Origin of the sequence: Streptomyces sp. NPDC046203 (assembly GCF_040646255.1) — a bacterium.
GTDB lineage: Bacteria > Actinomycetota > Actinomycetes > Streptomycetales > Streptomycetaceae > Streptomyces.
The window spans coordinates 1-16,469 of the sequence record NZ_JBEYZX010000018.1 but is presented as its reverse complement, the minus strand read 5'-3'; the positions used below and the strand labels follow the sequence as shown (position 1 = coordinate 16,469).

At 72.6% G+C, this 16,469-nt stretch carries 11 protein-coding genes; 1 reads left to right on the top strand and 10 read right to left on the bottom strand.

Going from position 1 to position 16,469, the window contains the following annotated elements:
* Positions 1 to 98: 98 nt before the first annotated feature.
* The 9 genes from ABZ990_RS16140 to ABZ990_RS16100 all read right to left on the bottom strand — a co-directional run bounded on the left by ABZ990_RS16140 (position 99) and on the right by ABZ990_RS16100 (position 15,075).
* Positions 99 to 3,599, bottom strand: coding sequence for an amino acid adenylation domain-containing protein (locus ABZ990_RS16140; protein ID WP_361231254.1), 3,501 nt, complete (start codon positions 3,597 to 3,599; stop codon positions 99 to 101).
* 124 nt (positions 3,600 to 3,723) lie between these two features.
* Positions 3,724 to 4,041 (bottom strand): hypothetical protein, encoded by a 318-nt coding sequence (locus tag ABZ990_RS16135; RefSeq protein ID WP_361231252.1) that lies wholly within the window; start codon positions 4,039 to 4,041, stop codon positions 3,724 to 3,726.
* Positions 4,042 to 4,136: 95 nt separating this feature from the next.
* The gene (locus ABZ990_RS16130; protein ID WP_361231250.1) at positions 4,137 to 6,506 is read right to left on the bottom strand and encodes an amino acid adenylation domain-containing protein; all 2,370 of its coding nucleotides are present in this window, start codon (positions 6,504 to 6,506) and stop codon (positions 4,137 to 4,139) included.
* Positions 6,490 to 7,686 (bottom strand): beta-methylarginine biosynthesis bifunctional aminotransferase, encoded by a 1,197-nt coding sequence (locus ABZ990_RS16125; protein ID WP_361231248.1) that lies wholly within the window; start codon positions 7,684 to 7,686, stop codon positions 6,490 to 6,492. Before ABZ990_RS16125 ends, ABZ990_RS16130 begins: the two co-directional genes overlap by 17 nt.
* A 196-nt stretch (positions 7,687 to 7,882) precedes the next feature.
* Positions 7,883 to 10,147: a pyridoxal-phosphate dependent enzyme gene (locus ABZ990_RS16120; RefSeq protein WP_361231246.1), complete on the bottom strand. Its 2,265-nt coding sequence runs from the start codon at positions 10,145 to 10,147 to the stop codon at positions 7,883 to 7,885.
* A complete protein-coding gene (locus tag ABZ990_RS16115; RefSeq protein ID WP_361231244.1) occupies positions 10,137 to 11,102 on the bottom strand; it encodes a kinase in 966 nt (321 codons plus the stop codon). Before ABZ990_RS16115 ends, ABZ990_RS16120 begins: the two co-directional genes overlap by 11 nt.
* 31 nt (positions 11,103 to 11,133) lie before the next feature.
* Positions 11,134 to 12,630, bottom strand: coding sequence for a lyase family protein (locus tag ABZ990_RS16110; protein ID WP_361231243.1), 1,497 nt, complete (start codon positions 12,628 to 12,630; stop codon positions 11,134 to 11,136).
* Complete coding sequence (locus tag ABZ990_RS16105) at positions 12,627 to 14,024, bottom strand: MFS transporter (protein WP_361231241.1); 1,398 nt, start codon at positions 14,022 to 14,024, stop codon at positions 12,627 to 12,629. The genes ABZ990_RS16110 and ABZ990_RS16105 overlap by 4 nt, the downstream gene beginning before the upstream one ends.
* A 25-nt stretch (positions 14,025 to 14,049) precedes the next feature.
* Positions 14,050 to 15,075: a 2-ketoarginine methyltransferase gene (locus ABZ990_RS16100; RefSeq protein WP_361231239.1), complete on the bottom strand. Its 1,026-nt coding sequence runs from the start codon at positions 15,073 to 15,075 to the stop codon at positions 14,050 to 14,052.
* A 426-nt stretch (positions 15,076 to 15,501) separates the two neighbouring features.
* Here ABZ990_RS16100 and ABZ990_RS16095 point away from each other — a divergent pair, with 426 nt between their 5' ends.
* Positions 15,502 to 15,975 carry a VOC family protein gene (locus tag ABZ990_RS16095; protein WP_361231237.1) on the top strand — a complete coding sequence of 158 codons (474 nt, stop codon included), beginning with the start codon at positions 15,502 to 15,504 and terminating at the stop codon, positions 15,973 to 15,975.
* Here the strand turns inward: ABZ990_RS16095 and ABZ990_RS16090 are convergent.
* Positions 15,960 to 16,469 (bottom strand): helix-turn-helix domain-containing protein (locus ABZ990_RS16090; protein WP_361231235.1); only part of this gene is annotated, 510 nt, incomplete at its 5' end. The two genes, ABZ990_RS16095 and ABZ990_RS16090, sit on opposite strands and share 16 nt — an antisense overlap.

Below are 16,469 nucleotides of genomic sequence, written 5' to 3'. Positions count from 1 at the left end.
GCCGCGCATCGGGTCCCGCGCGGGAGCCGATGCCGTGTTCTGGAAAGAGCGGGTGCGGCGGGCACCGGCAGGCGTTCGGGAGTCGCGAACAAGCGGCCTCAGCCGCCCAATCGCTCCAACAGCTCCCGGACCTCCTCCTCGGTCATGCTGTCGACGCGTTCGGCCAGCAGCCGTTCCACCTCCTCCCCCAGGGCGGTGATCGTGGGCTTGCCGAAGACGTCCTGGAGCCGCAGTTCGACCCCGAAGGCCTGCCGGACCCGGGAGACGAGGCGGGTGGCGACGAGCGAATGACCGCCGAGGGCGAAGAAGTTGTCGAGCACACCGACCTTCTCGACGCCGAGGAGGTCGGCCCAGATCCCGGCGAGACTTTCCTGGACGGGCCCCTCGGGCGCCACGAAGTCCAGTTCGGCGTAGTCCCGCATGCGGTCCGGCTCCGGCAGCGCCCTCCGGTCCACCTTGCCGTTCGGGGTGAGCGGGAAGGCGTCGAGGAGCAGGACGAACGACGGCACCATGTAACCCGGCAGATACGCGGCGACATGCCTGCGGGCCGCTTCGGCGGTCAGGCCGGCCCCGGCGCCGTCGGGCACCGCGTACGCCACGAGCCGCTTGAGCCCCGAGGCCGTCTCCTGGACGACGGTGAGGGCTTCCTTGACCCCGGGGTGGCGGGCCAGCACGGCCTCGATCTCGCCGAGTTCGACGCGCATGCCGCGGATCTTGACCTGGTGGTCGGAGCGCCCGACGAACATCAGGGTGCCGTCCGGACGGCGGTAACCCCGGTCGCCCGTACGGTACATGCGCGCACCGGGCACGTAGGGGCTCGGCAGGAACGCCGTCGCCGTCCTCGCCGGGTCGCCGAGGTAGCCCCGGGCGAGCCCGACCCCGCTGATGTGGAGGTCGCCGACGACGCCCACGGGCACGTCCCGGTGGAGTGCGTCGAGCACATGGATCCGGTTGTTGTCGAAGGGCAGGCCCACGCTGACCGCGCCGGCCGTGTCGACGTCGGCGGCCGTACAGGTGTGCGTGGTGGAGTCGATGGACACCTCCGTGGCGCCCCAGGTGTTGTGCAGGGCGCCCGGCAGGACCTCGTGGTGGCGGCGCACCAGCTCGCCCGGGAGTGCTTCGCCGCTCGACACGGTGGTCCGCAGCGCGCTCAGCAACTCCCGTAGATCGGGGTCGACATGGTCGACGATCATCGCCAGCATACTGGGGACGACCTGGAGATGGACGGTGCGGCTGCGGACGGCGGCGTCGAGGATCTCCCGGGGGTCGCGGTGCAGCCCGGGGTCGATCAGGGCGATCCGGCCGCCCGTCGTCAGCGGCCAGAAGAGTTCGAGCGCCGCGTCGTCGAAGCTCAGGGTGGTCTTGTGCAGCACGGTCTCGCCGGGGCGCAGTCCGTGCAGCCGTTGCATGGACGCCATCCGGTTGACCCAGCCGCGGTGGGTGTTGGCCACCCCCTTGGGGCGGCCGGTCGAGCCGGAGGTGTAGTAGACGGACACCAGGTCGTCGGGGTGGACGGGGGTTTCGGGAGGAGTCGTGTCGTACGCCGCGATCGCCTCCCGGTCCGTGTCCAGGAAGACGGTGTACGGGACCCGGGGCGCGCACTCGCGGTGCCGTTCGAGGGTCAGGCACCAGCGGGAACGGGCGTCCTCGACGAGGGTGTCGAGCCGGCCCTGCGGCGCCTCGGGGTCGAGGGGAAGGTAGGCGGCACCGGCCTTGAGGATGCCGAGGAGTCCGGCGACCATCTCGGCCGAGCGGTCCATGCAGATGCCCACGACCCGGTCGGCGCCCGCCCCGGCGGCCCGCAGACGACGGGCCACCTGGTTCGCCCAGGCGTCCAGCGCGCGGTAGGTCAGGTGCTCGTGGCCGTGGACGACGGCCACGGCGTCCGGGCAGGAGGCCGCTCTCTCCTCGATGAGCTCGTGCAGGCAGCGGCCGTCGGGGAAGGGCCGGTCGGTGGCGTTCCAGCCGTCCAGCCGGAGCCGCTCGTCCGGTCCCACCATGCCGTACGCGGCGAGCATCCGCCCCGGGTCGTCGAGCACGCCGTCCAGGAGGGTGCGGTAGACGGTGAAGAACCGCTGCGCCGTGTCCGCCGTGAACAGGTCGGTGTTGTACTCGAGTTCGCATTCGAGGACGCCGCCGGGCGCCCGGGCCATGAACAGGGTCGCCTCGAACCGCGCGGACCCGTTGGGCACGGGGAAGAAGGCGACGTCCAGGCCCTCCAGGGCGAGCCTGCGGTCGAAGTCGTTCTGGAACGCGAACACCACCTGTGCCAGCGGCTGGTGACCCGTCCGGCCGCCGCCGCCCAGCGCGTTCACGATGCGGTCGAAGGGCACCTGCTCGTGCTCGACGGCCCGGCGCACGGTCGCCTCGACGCGCGCCGCGTAGGAGGCGAACGTCTCCCGCCCGTCGTAAGTGGAGCGGATCGGCAGGGTGTTGACGAAGAAGCCGATCACGTGTTCCACATCGGGGTGGCGGCGGTTGGCCACGGGGGTGCCCACCACGAGGTCGGTCTCGCCCGTCCAGCGGTGCATCAGCAGGGTGAAGACGGCCAGCGTGAGGGAGTACGTGGAGACCCCGCACGCGCGCGCCACTTCGGCGATCCGGGCGGTGTCGGTGGCGTCGATCTCGCCGAGGAGGGCGTTGCCGAGCGTGCGGGTGCCGCTGCCGCGCGGGGTGTCGGTGCGCAGCGCGGGCGCGAGCGGCACGCCGCGCAGCTCCTCCTCCCAGAACCGTGGCCCGCTCGCCGACTCCTCGGCGGCGGCGCGCCGCTCCCACTGGGCGTAGTCGGCGAATCGGACCTTCAGGGGGGCGGCGTCCGGCGCACCGGTGGCACCGAGCGCCCGCCGGTAGCCGTCGCTCACCTCGCCGAGGAAGAGGCCGTGGGACCAGCCGTCGGTGACGATGTGGTGCAGGGTGAAGAGCAGGGCCCAGGAGTCGTCGCCGGTGCGGAAGGCGTGGGCGCGCACCAGGGGGTCGGCGGTCAGATCGAAGGGGACCCGGATCTCGGCGCGCAGGAAGTCGCGCAGCCACGCGTGGCCGCCCCGCTCGTAGGCCGCACTGATGTCCCGTACGTCCAGGGGGATTTCGAGGTGGTCGCGGACGACGAGCACGGGATCGTCGCCGTCCGGGACGAATGCCGTGCGCAGCGCGTCGTGGCGGTCGGCGACCGCCTGTACGGCCGTCCGCAGCGCCTCGGTGTCGAGCGGTCCCCGGACGCGGTAGACGAGCGGTTCGTTGTACGCGGGGTCGTCCGGGTCGAGCTGGTGCAGGAACCAGAGGCGTTCCTGGGCGTGGGAGAGCCGGACGGGGCGCCCCGGCTCGGCCGGCGGGATGGGCCGGGGTCCGGCCGCCCGCGACGGCTCGTCACCGGCTTCGGTGATACGCGCGGCGAGCGCGGTCGCGGTCCGGCCCTCGTACAGCCAGGGCAGCGGGACGTTCCGGCCGAACTCGACGCGTACCCGCATGATGAGGCGCGCGGCGAACAGGGAGTCGCCGTGCTCGAAGAAGTCGGCGTCGGCGTCCAGTTCCGGCCTGCCGAGGACCTCCCGGAAGAGGGTCGTCATCCGCGCCCGTACGGCGTCGGCGGTCGTGCTGCTCACACCATCTCCTGTCGGTCCCGGTGCTTGTCGATGTGCTCGCTGTGCCCGTGGCCTGCGCCGTGTGCCCTGCCCCATGTGCCCCGCGCCGGACGTACGCGGACGCGGACGCCGCCGCCCGGGGGTGTCACACCGCCCGGAGGCGCCCGGTCCCCGTCCGCGTGGCCAGGTCGACGTCCGCCACGCAGCGTGCGGGGACGCGATCGAGCGTCAGGGTGCCCTCGATGTGCAGCCGGCCCGTGCCCGCCGCGAAGTCGGCGGTGTCCAAGGCGGTGCGGTCCGCGTCGACGGCGATGTCGAGCACGGTGCCGCCCCGGGTGCCGGTGAAGGTCAGCGGCACCGAGCGCAGCCGGGTCAGACGCGTGTGCAGCTCGGCGGGGCCGATGCCGGCATCGAGCACGACCGGGCTCTCCGTCTCGCCCAGCCGGTTGATCAGTTCACTCATGCGGATCCACTCCATCGAAGGCTCGCAGGACTCGGAGGACGGGGAGGACGGGGAGGAATCAGAGGACGGGGAGGACGGGTCGGGCACCGGGGCGTTCACTCACCGACTGCCTGTATGCCGTCCCCCGACTCGGCGAGCCGTTTGCGGTCGACCTTCCCGTTGCGTGTCAGCGGCAGGGCGTCCATCGGCACCAGCCGTCTGGGCACCATGTACGAGGGCAGCCGGGTGGCGAGTTCCTTCCGGGCGCGCTCCGCGTCGAAGCCCGCCGCGCACTCGACGAAGCCGACGAGCCGGTCCGCGCCCACCGTGCGGACCGGGAGCACGGCGGAGCGCCGTACCCCGGACACCGTGTCCAAGGCGGCCTCGATCTCGGCGGGTTCGATCCGATAGCCGTTGATCTTCAGCTGGTCGTCCACCCGGCCGAGGAAGACCAGGCGGCCGTCCGGCGCGATCCGGCCGAGGTCGCCCGTGCGGTACATCCGCGCCCCGGGCACCCCGGCGAACGGGTCGGGCAGGAAGGCCCGGGCCGTGTGCGCGGGGTCGCCTGCGTAGCCGCGTCCGACGCCCGGCCCGCCCAGATGGATCTCCCCCGTCAGACCGGGTGCCAGCAGCCGGCGGTCCGGCGAGAGGACGTACACCGTGCCGGACCCGGCGGGACGGCCCAGGCACACCCGCTCGTCCCGGTGGACGTCCGCCTCGACCGAGCCGATGGAGCACTCGGTGGCGCCGTAGACGCTGAGGGTGCTCACCCCGGAGGCGCGCAGGGCCCGCCACAGCTCCTGGCCGGGTTTCTCCCCGCCGAAGACCACGAGCCTCACCGGCGTGTGGAGCAGGCCGAATTCGACGAGGAGGGACAGTTGGGACGGCGCGCAGTCCACGACGTCGAGTTCGGTTCCGGGGGGCCGGAACAGGAAGCTGCCCGGGTCGCGGCGCTGCGTCTCGTCGAAGAGCACGAGCCGGTGGCCGAGGGCGACCGTGGGCAGGAACTGGTCGATGAACGAGTCGAAGGTGACCGGCGCGGCCCCGCCCACCCGCAGCCCCGTGCCGTCGGGGCTCACCCGCCGGTAGACGGGGGCCAGTTGGGTGCGGATGTGTTCGGCCAGGCCCCGGTGGTCGATGAGGACGCCCTTGGGGTTGCCCGTGGAGCCCGAGGTGAAGACCGCGTAGGCCAGTTGTCCGGGCAGCGGACGCCGGTACGGTACGGGCTCCGCCGGCGCGGACTCCGCCTGTGCGGGCTCGCCCGGCGCGTCCCCGGTCACCGGGAGGACGGGTGGGCCGAGGCGCTCGGCGATACCGGTGTGCGGGGCGTCGGCGACGACCAGGCGCACCCCGGCCAGGGCGAACTTCTCGGCCGTCCGTGGCACGGGCTCGTCGGGGTCGATCAGGAGGAAGGCGGCGCCCGCCGCCCAGATCCCGAGGACGGCCGTCATCAGGTCGCCGGTCCGCCCGCACACGACGGCCACGATGGTCTCGGCGCCCGCGCCGTGCGCGCGCAGCCGGGCCGCGAGGGAGCGGGCCCGCGCGTCCAGGGCGGCGAAGGTCAGCTCGCCGTCCGGGGCTTCGACGGCGACGGCGCCGGGCCATTGGCGGACCACCGACGCGAACATCTCCTGGACGGAGACGAATTCCTCGGCCTCGGTCTCGCCCCCTCGGCACAGTCCGGCCAGCAGGGCGTCACGGGTGCCCGAGGACATCAGCGCGTCCGAGGGCTTCCCGGGGTGCGTGCCGAGGGTCGCCGCGAAAGGAACTAGGCCGCTCGCGGCGGCGATCAGATCGCCGACCAGTGGCTCCTGTTCGGCCGCGAGCCGGGTCAACGCCCGTTCCAGGCAGGCGAGTACGGTCTCGGCCTCGTCCGGGGACAGGGCCTCCGGTGCCGTGTCCAGGGCGAGGCGCAGTGCGGCGCCGGCCCCGACCTCGGCCGCCTCGACGCGCAGCACCACACCACCGGGCCCGGCACCGGAATCGTCATCGGTACCGAAGTCGACGGTGCTGTCGAACAGTTCGTCTCCGTTGTCGCCGACGATCCAGCGCCGGATGTCATCCGGCTCGACGCCAGGGTGCGCCGACGCTTCCCGCCGCTGGGCCGCGATGTCGCGCAGCCAGCCGGAGACCGCGCGCCCGCCGTCGATCCGTACCCGCGACGGCACCACTCCGGCGCCTGCGGCGGCATGGCCGTAGACCACGTCCGTGCGCCCGGACCGCAGGGCGAGCACCGCGCTCCAGGCGCCGCCGACCAGGGTGTCCAGGCCGATGTCCCATCGTCGCGCGGCGGCCGTGAGCCGGGTGGTCCGGTCGGCGCCGACGGTCAGCCCGTACGAGGTACGCGGGCCCGGCACGCCGGTGGACCCGGACGGTGGCCGGGTCGGGAACACCCGCTCCAGGGTGTCGACACCCGCGAAGACACCTCGCCAGTACCGCTCCGCACCGCCGCCGGGGCCGTCCCGATCGTCAACGGCTGCCGTCATGGCCGCCCACTCCTTCCCTTTCCCGTGTGCCCCAGTCCTCCAGCGCCTCGTGGAGCGCCGTCAGACCGCGCCGCATCCGCTCGGCCGGTATGCCCGTGGGGAAGCGGATACGGCCGGGGGACACCGGGGCGTAGTTGGAGGAGGTGGTCAGGACCAGGTGGTGCCGGTCCAGGGCGAAGTCGGCGAAGCGTTCGATGTCGGGGACCTTCAGGTCGAGCCAGAGCTGGGTGCCGCCGGGCGGCAGGGCCTGCGGGGCCCTCAGCCTGTCGGCGTGGGCGAGATACGCGGCCCGGCCCGCCCGGACCCCTTCGACCAGTTCGGTGTTGCCGCGCTCGATCGCGGCCACGGCGTCGAGCTGGGCGCGTCCGTTGACGGCCACGGCCTCCCATTCCAGGCGGGGCACGAGCCGGTCGATGGTCTCGGTGGCCGCGACGATCCAGCCGATCCGGTCGCCGGGGCGCCCGTAGTTCTTCGACACCGAGTTGACGATCGTGCAGCCGGGTTCCCGGACGGCCAGGTCCACCGGGGTGGGGCAGCGGTCGGGGCGGAAGTCGAAGGAGTCGTACACGGCGTCGTACAGGACATGGACACCCGGCCGCGCGGCGAGTTCGCGCAGCACGTCCAGGTAATCGGGCCGCAGTACCTCGCCGGTCGGGTTGTGCGGCAGGTTGACATAGACGACGACCGGCTCGTCGCACTCGGCGAGCAGTGGCGCGAGATCGTCCGAAGTGCCGTGCAGCGGAAGGGCCTTGGAGCGGATTCCGGCGGCCCGCATGCTGTCGCGGACACCACAGAAGACAGGGGTGGCGTGTACGGCCTTGCGGTAGCCGCAGGCCGCGAGGTCGCGCAGCACCAGGCCGATCGCGTGCATGCCGCCCGCGGTGACCAGGATGTTCGACGCGTCGACGAGGCGGCTCGCGGAGACCTCGCACTCCCGCTTGACCAGCGCTTCCGTCAGTCGTGGGTGGCCCTGCGAGGGAGCGTAGGAGAAGGGGGCGCCGGCGTGGGCGGCCTGCGGCACCCCGGTGGCCGGGCGGGCGGCCCGCTCGGGCCCCCCGGGCTCTCCGGACCCCTCGGGCCACTCGGGGACGTTCTCGACGAGGATCAGCCAGTCCTCGCCCGGGCGGGACTCGGCGATGTTCAGGCGGCGTTGCAACGCCGACAGTTCCGGAGCCGTCACCTGGATGTCCTTTCAGCCCGCAAGGGCGTGCGCGGATCGGGCACGGCCGGGCGGCCGGCGATGGCGGCGATCCCGACGGCCCCGGAGGTCCAGGTCCCGAAGGTCCAGGCCCCGGAGGCCCCGACGGTCCCGGCGGTCCCGGAGCGCCGTGATCCCGGCCCGGTGCGGTGCGCCCTACGGGGCACCATGCGCGCCGTCACCGCTCGTGGTCCTCGTACGCGAAGCGGATCTCCCGTTCGGCGGCGTCGAGGATCCGTTCGACCTCGTCGGGCCGCTCGGCCGTCGCGATGATGTAGCCGAGCCGGCCGTAGGCGTCCTCGGCGGGGCGTACGTCGGCACCGGGCCGTACGGTCACCGTCACGCGGTCCACTCCGGCAACCTCGGCCGCCCGGTCGACACCCTCCACGGCGGCGAGCCGGCCGGCCCGTTCGGCCATCAGGAAGCGGATGCCGCCCTGTCGGGTGAACTCCCGCTCCAACACGGGTGGTTCGCCGGTCGCGGCCCGGACTTGCTGTTCCAGCAGCGCCGTTCCGGTGGCCAGACGGATCACCTCCGGGATCATGCCGCCGGCGAGCCGGGGGTTGATCTCGATGATCACGGGGCCGTCCTCGACCAGTCTGACCTCCGTGTGCGTGGGGCCGGAGAGCACACCGGCGGCCGACAGCGCCGCCCGCACGATGCGTGTCAGCTCCTCGGCCACGGGCCCGGGCAGCGGCGCGGGGAAGAGATGCTGGCGCTCGACGAAGTACGGGGTGCCCGTGACCGTCTTGGCGGTGATGCCGACCAGGTGGTGGTGGCCCTCCACGCCGAACATCTCGACGCTGTACTCGGGTCCGTCGGCGAACTCCTCGACCAGGGCCGTGCCGGCCGTCGGCAGTCCGCGGCCGTTGACGGTACGGGAGAGGATCCGGGCGACGTGCGCGCCGACCTGGTCCGGGCCGGTGCAGCGCAGCACGTCGGTGGAGCCGGAGTCGTCGGAGGGTTTCACGACGCACGGCAGACCGATCTTGGCCGCGGCGGTCACCCCGGCCTCGGCGTCGCGCACCACCGCGAACCGGGGCTGGCGCACCCCGGCCCGGGCCAGGGTCTCGCGCAGCCTCGCCTTGTCCCGGCAGGTGCGCATGGCCTCGGCCGGGTTGCCGGGCAGGCCCAGCCAGGTGGAGAGTTCGGCCACCGCGGGCCCGTAGAAGTCGCTGGTCGTGGTGACACCGGCGAGGTCCGGCGCCCGGAAGCGCTCCTGCACGGCGGCCCGCAGCGCGGGCAGCGAGGCGGTGTCGCAGACGATCACTTCGGCGCCCGTGTCGTCGAGGCCGGGGTAGCGGGTGGCGTCGTCGGTGAGGAGGACCGGCTCGAAGCCCAGTTCGCGGGCGAGGCACAGGGCCTGCATGCCCGTGCCGGTCGTGTTGGACTCGACGAAGAGCAGCTTCCGGCGCACCGGGCGGACCTCCCGGAGGGAGGCGTAGGCCCAGGAGCGCACCTCGGTGCCGTAGCCGACCTCGCGCGGCCGCTCGGCGCGCTCCAGCTCCGTGAGCCGGTGCCGCTCCCAGTGCGCGGGGCTGTGGACGGTGTCGAAGTAGCGGTCGCCCCGGTCCGGGAAGATGCCCACGACGCGGCGGCCGGGCTCGACGGTGCGGGCCAGGTGGCGCAGCACCTGGTACACGGAGCCCGAGGTGTTGCCCGCGAAGATCTGCTGCTCGCGGGCGAGTTCACGGGTGGCCGCGAAGGCCTCGTGGTCGTTGAGCCAGTGCACTTCGTCCAGGACCGAGAGATCGAGATTGTCCGGCTGGAGGCTGTTGCCGAGGCCGCTCTGCAACCGCTCCGGCCGGTCGGGCTGGCCGAACAGGGCGCTGCCGACGCAGTCCACGCCGACGACGTACAGGTCCGGGCTGAGGCGACGCAGGGCCCGGGTGGTGCCGCACAGCGATCCGCCGCTGCCCACGGAGCCGACGAGGACGTCGACGCCGCCGAGGTCGGCGACGAGCTCTCGGGCGAGCGCCCGGTAGGCCCCGGGGTTGTCCGGGTTGCTGTACTGCCTCGGCCAGTAGGCGCCGGGCAGCGCGGCGCGCAGCCGCTCCAGGCGTTCGAGGCGCGCGCTCTGCCAGCCGTGGCTGGACATCCGCGCGACGACGTGGACCTCGCAGCCGAGGGCGCGCAGTTTGGCGAGGGTGAGGGGGTCGATCCGCGGGTCGGTGACGATGTGCACCGGGTGTCCGAGGGAGCGGCCGACCAGGGCGATGCCGAGGGCCATCGTGCCCGAGGAGCTCTCGATCACCGGGGCCCCGGGCTTCAGTGAGCCGAGGCGGCGGGCCTCCAGGAGCATGTGCCGGGCCACCCGGTCCTTCATCGCGAAGGGGTTGTGCATCTCCAACTTGGCGCAGACCTCGACGCCTTCGGCCGCGTCGAGCCGGAGCCGGACCAGGGGTGTCGCTCCGATGGAGTCGTGCAGGGAGTCAAAGAACATCGCCGTTCCCCTCGTTGGCGTCGCGCGGCGCGGCCGGGCCGGGCGCGTGGTGGTAGAGGGCCGAGGGCCCGCCGAGCGTGGCGTGCCGGGCTTGCAAGCAGGCAATCTTGCGGTCGAGTTCGGGGTCGTCGGCGGCGAGGAGGACGCCGAGGACGGTTCCGCTGTGTGCGGCGACGACGCCGAGCGCGTCGGTCTCGGCGCGGGCCGCGAGGAGCGGCGCGAGTGCGGCGCGGGGGCGTTGCCGGGCGTGCAGCACGGCGCTGCGCGTCGCGACGGCGCCGGCCGTTCGGAGGTCTCCGGCGACGACTGCGGCGGTCAACCGGTCGAGCAGGAAGGCGTATTCGGCGCGGGCCCGGGTGTCGACCGGGGTGGGGCGGCGGTTGTAGGCGACGGTGTCGACCTGGCCGCCCTCGTCGTAGCCGACGACCACGAGCGGGGGCAGCCGGCCGAGGCGGCTGTGCAGGCGTACCTCACGGTGCAGGAAGGCGACGATCTCGTCGTACATGACTCCGTCGGAGGGCTCCACCTCACGTAACAGGGATTCGACGGCGGTGGCCGGCAGGACGATTCCGAAGGCGTCGGCGACGGCTCGGACCGTGGCGACCAGGTCGGCGGAGGAACTGGCCAGGCCCTTGCCCTCGGGCAGTTCGCCGGCGAGCGTCAGTTCGCCGCCGCCCGGCCGTCCGAGCGCTTCGAGGGCCAGTGCGGCGACCTGTGCCGACTTGCTCTTGCGCGGGGCGTGCACCGTGATGCCGGCGGCGTCGTCCGCGTAGCGGAAGGTCGCGGTGGAACCCGTGGTGATGGGCAGCGTCACCAGGAAGTGCCGCCCGTCCGGGAGGACGCCCTGCAGGAGTTCACCGAAGGTCCCCGGGGCCGAGCCGCCGCCGACCGCCCAGGGGCCCGGTGTGCCGGCGGTCGCCGCCGGCCGGGCCCTGGGCGCAGGGACGCGTACCATCCTCTGATCCACTGTGCTCCCCCGCGTGCGTTCATGTCGTGCCGGCTCCCGCACCGAGTGCGCGGTCCGTGCCGTCCAGCGCCTGCCGTACGACCGCCGCGCGCCGCTCCCAGGCAGCGGCCAGCCCCTTCCCCTCCCGCTTCTGTACGGCCAGCGCGGCGCGCACCTCGTCGGGGGCAGCGGATCCGGCGGACCGCATCCGGGGCAGCGCGCGCCGTACGTCGAACGCGTCGGCGAGCAGTCCGGCGGCGTCCTCGACGGTGTGCCCGTGCTCGGCGGCCAGGGCCACGAGGACGTCCGGCGCCGTGTCCTTGGGCGTCCGTCCGGCACGTACTCCCGCGAGGACGTAGCCGCCGGCGACGACCTGTGCCGTGCGCCAGGGGACGCCGTGGCGCAGGGTCAGCCGGTTGGCCAGGGCGAACCCACCGAAGTACTCCTGTTCGCAGGCTTCGAGAAGCCGGTCCTCGCGCAGGACGAGGCCCTCCAGGACCACCGTGAGCAGCCGCAGTACGTCCCGGCAGGTGTCGAAGGCGGCGGCGACATGGGTGCCGGCCTCCTTCGACACCTCCACGAGATTGCTGTACGGCGTATTGCGCTGACCGAGCGTCACATCGACATGGAAGGCGGCCAGATGGGCGGTCTTGCCTCGGATGCGTTCCAGGATCGGGAAGTTCTTCTTCTGCGGCATGGCCGCGGAGATCCCGGAGAGCGCGTCCGGCAGATCGAGGAATCCGTGCTCGCTGCCGGCCCACATCAGCAGGTCGGTACAGAACCGACTCAAGGTGCCGCCGAGCAGCCCGAGTTCGGCGGTGACCTCGGCGGCCCACTCCCGGGAGGCGACCGCGTTGAGCGCCAGCGGCTCGGCGCGGTCGAAGCCGAGGAGTCCGGCCAGCCGGTCGCGGTCCCAGGGCAGCTCCTGTCCCGACATGGCTCCGGCGCCCAGCGGACAGGCGTCGATCAGGTCGTACGTCTGGAGCAGACGCCGGGAGCGGCGCAGCAGCCGGTCGCCGAGGGCGGCGAAGTAGTGGCCCGCACTGATGATCTGGGCGGACTGGAAGTGCGTATAGCCCGGCATCAGTACGTCGGCGGTCCGGCCGGCGAGCCGCCGGGCCGCGTCCGCGAGACGGTGCAGTTCCCCCGCCGTCTCCTGGAGCCGCCGTTTGGCGGACATCAACTGGGCGCATGCCTGAAGGTCGTTGCGGCTGCGGTCGGCGTGCCACACGGGGACGGGCTCGGTGAGGCGTTCCGTGACGCCGCGCTCGATCGCCAGGGCTATGTCGGAGAGGCTTTGCGACCGCTTCTCCTCGACGACCTCGGGTGTCACCCCGTCCAGGAGGCGACCGAGGGTGCGCGCCTCCCGCTCCCCGATCAGCTCCATGCGCAGGTACTCGGCCACGAGGGCCTTCTCGATCGCGAGGTACCAGGGCAGCAGATGCTCGGCCTCGTAGCGGAACTGCGGATCGAGGACCAGTTCCCTGACCAGGGCGCTCGGATCCTCGGTGACCCGGCCGCTCAACCGCTCGCTCATGACGTGGGCTCCGTTCCGGTTGTCGCCCCGGCCGCCGCCTCTGCCTCTACCTCTACCTCTGCCCGGGTCTCCGTTCCGCCGTCCGCCCCGATCTGCTCCGGGACGCGCTCGACGGTGCGGACGTGGGTGCACACGAGGATCAGGGGCGCGATCAGCGTGCCCAGGGAGGCGAGGATCAGCGCGGGCAGGGTGCCGACGGCGGTGCCGAGCAGTCCGCCGAGGATGGCGCCGACGGGCATGACACCCATGACGACCATGCGGTTCGTCGCGTTCATCCGGCCCTGCATCGCGTCGGGTGTGATGGCCGCGCGGTAGCTGCGCTGGTTGATGTTGTAGACGACGATCATCGCCGCGTCGAGCGTGTACATCGCGACCATCAGCACCACCGCCGGGGCGGCGGGGACCAGGGTGGCCAGCGGTGTCAGCAGGGAGGCGACGCCGGTCAGGGCGGCCGTGACGACGAGCAGCCGGCCGAGCGGCAGCACCCGGCTCATCGGTGCCGCGAGCACCGCGCCGACGAGTGCTCCGGCCCCCGACGCGGCCAGGATGAGGCCCACGCTGAACGGCGGAATGTCGAGGGTACGGGTGACGAAGACAAGCGCGACGGGCTCGGCGATCGCCATGAAGAAGTTGATGACGAGTGTGGTCAGGACCAGGGTCCGCACCGTGGCATGGCCGGTGACGAACGCGACGCCGTCGGCCATGTCGCGCCAAAGGGTCTGCCCCGGCGCCCCGGCCGCCTCCCCCGCCTCGCCGCCCTCGCCATCCGCACCGGCCGCACCGGTCTCGCCACCCTCGCCGTCCGCACCGGCTTTCCGCTCACCCCGGATCAGTGCCGTGAAGAACGCCGACAGGGCGAAGAGCACGGTATTGATCATCATCGAGACCGGCCCGGCGAGCAGCTGGAAGATACCGCCGCCGAGCGCGCTGCCGGCGATGCTCGCCGAGGAAGCGCTCAGCTCCAGCTTGCTGTTGCCCTCGATCAGATCGTCCCGCTCGACGAGCGCGGGCAGGATCGACGCGCTGCCCACGTCGGCGACGACGCTGAAGGACCCGACGAGCAGCGCCACGACCAGCAGCGTCGGCACGCTCAGGATGTCGAGCCCCCAGGCCACCGGGATGGCGAGGAGAAGCAGTGCGCGGGCCAGGTCGCAGAACACGATGATGGCGCGCTTCGGTTTCCGGTCGAGCCATACGCCGGCGAAGAGACTGACCCCGAGGTAGGGAACGTAGCCCGCCGCCGAGAGCAGGCCCATCTCGAACAAGGAGGCATCGAGGGAAACGGAGGCGAGCAAGGGGAAGAGGACCGCCACCATATGCGCAGCGAACATGGAGGCCGTCTGCCCGAGCCAGAGATTCCGGAAATCCCGGTGGCGCCACAACCCAGCTGGCATTCGTTTCGCCTTTTCCTCTCCGGAACTACCGGGCACGTACCAGGAATCCCAGTTCAAGGCCGGTCGAGTCGACTTCGGGCGCGGTCGTCATACAGGCGATGACGTCCCCGCCGGCTTCTTCGACGAGCTGCTCCCAGAAGTCCCGCGTCTCCAGACGCTGTTCGGTGATCTGGTGCAGGAAGTAGTACGGGTTGTAATAGGCGTTGCCCAGTCCGTGCCGGGTGACGGCCGGATCGAGCGGGCGGTGGTCGACCTCGACGATCGCCAGGTGTGCGCCCGGCGCGTGGGCGAGGGCGGTGCGCACGACTTCGACGGTGGCGTCGCGCCCCCGCTGCTCCAGGATCTCCTGGAGGGAGAAGGCGGTGACGAAGCAGGGGGCGCCGGCCCGCGTGGGTTCGGCCTCGGCCATGTAGTCCTCGGCGGTCGCGTGCACGAAGGCGACCTGTTCCGTCATGCCGCGCTCGGCCGCCGCGCGGCGGGCGTTGTCGATGCTGCCGGGGGTGGGGTCCACACCGACGCCCGGGCTGCCGCCCTCGCACAGGTCCAGCAGGAAGGTGCCGTCGCCGCAGCCCAGGTCGACCAGGGCGCCGGGCGGTTCGGGCAGGCACGCGATCATCCGCTTGACCAGCGGGACGGCGTCGTGGCGGCTCATGCCGCAGCTGCCGAGGCCGACCATCGTGCCGTCGCGCGAGGCGAAACGCCCTCGGTCGGCCATCACCTCGGGCAGTTCCCGCAGGGTGGCCCCGTAGCCGCCGATGAGGAGTTCGTACCAGGGGCGGAAGGCGAGGAACTCCCGGCCCTTCGCCGTGATGGCGGGCGTGCCCTCGGAGTCGGTGACGATGCCCTCGCCCGCCAGGTAGCGCAGCAGGCCGGTCAGCCGTTCGGGGTGGAGACCGAGTTCCTCGGCCAGTTCGCCGGTGGCGGCCGGCGAGGACCGGCTCAGCCGGTCGAGCAGTCCGCTGGTCATCGCGAACTCGACGCACTGGGCGAGAAAGAAACCCCTGATGGGCTGGATCGCGGAGATCAGGCGCTGCTCGAAATCCAATTGCATGGCCTCTTCGCTCTCGTCGTCGCTGTCGGCTGCTGCAACCCGTGTCCTGGCTGGTGCGATCCGCGCCGACGGAACGGCTACGACGGAGGGCCCCCGCTCGAATCCCCGGTACCTGGACTGTAACGGGAGTCTCGGCGAGTAATCCAGGCTTGACTTGATCTGCCCGTTTCTGTATTGGCGCGCGATCTCCCCACGTGACAGCGGAAGTCGGGTGGGTCGCGCACACAAATTCGTTTACCGGACAACGAAGAGGAGAAAGAGTGATGAGATGGCTTTTCTAATCATCGCACCGGCGATTTCATCGAATTCATATTCGCGCCCCGCGCGGACCCTCGGGGCCGGACCCGCAGGGCCGTTCGAGTGTGACCGGGCCGAGTGTCCGATCCGTACAAGACGGCGAGGCCCTGGGGCTTCTAGCGTGCGGCCATGGACACGAACGACAGCCCCACGAACCCCGCCCAGAGCACCACCCCGGGCACCACCCCGGGCACCACCGCGCGCACGGACCGGCCCGCTCCGTGCCTCGACGCCATCGGCCTGGTCACCGCCGACATGGCCGCCTCTCTCGCCTTCTACCGGCTGCTCGGCCTGGACGTCCCGCCCGGCGCCGAGGCCGACCCGCACGTGGAAGTCACCCTGCCCGGCGGCGCGCGGGTGCTGTGGGATACCGAGGACACGGTCCGCTCCTACGACCCGGGGTGGACCCGGCCCTCGGGCGGCGACCGGGTCGCGCTTGCCTTCCGCTGCGCGGACCCGGCCCAGGTGGACGCGGTCTACGGGACGCTGACGGCGGCCGGGCACCAGGGTCGGCTGAAGCCCTGGGACGCGGTGTGGGGCCAGCGGTACGCGGTGGTGCACGACCCGGACGGCGCGGCGGTGTCGCTCTACGCGGACCGCTGACCGGTGGTGTAACCCGTCAGGGTCATCCCCGTCAGGGCCCGCATCTCCCGGGCCAGATGGGCCTGGTCCACGCAGCCGGCACGGTGCGCCGCCACCGCGTATGGCGTGCCCGCCGCCACCAGGTCGAGCGCGCGGCGCAGCCGCAGGATCCGGGCCAGAGTCTTCGCGCCGTAGCCGAACGCGGCCAGTGATCGCCGGTGGAGCCGCCGTACGCCGAGACCGGTCTCGGCCGCGGCAGCCCCGACCGTTCCGCCGGCCCGGAGCCGGGCGACCACGGCCCGCAGCAGCGGGTCCGGCGGCGGGGCGGCGGCGGCCCGGCCGAGGACCAGCCGTTCGAGCCCGGCGGCGCGATCGGCCGCGCCGGTGATGTCGCCGGCGAGCCGGCGGGCCGTCCGGGCGCCCCGGCGCGAAGGCGTGCTCCAGGGCGTTCTGGAGGATCTCGGTGAGCACCATGGCGAGCGGGGTGGCGACCTCGGCATCGAGAATGCCGAAGC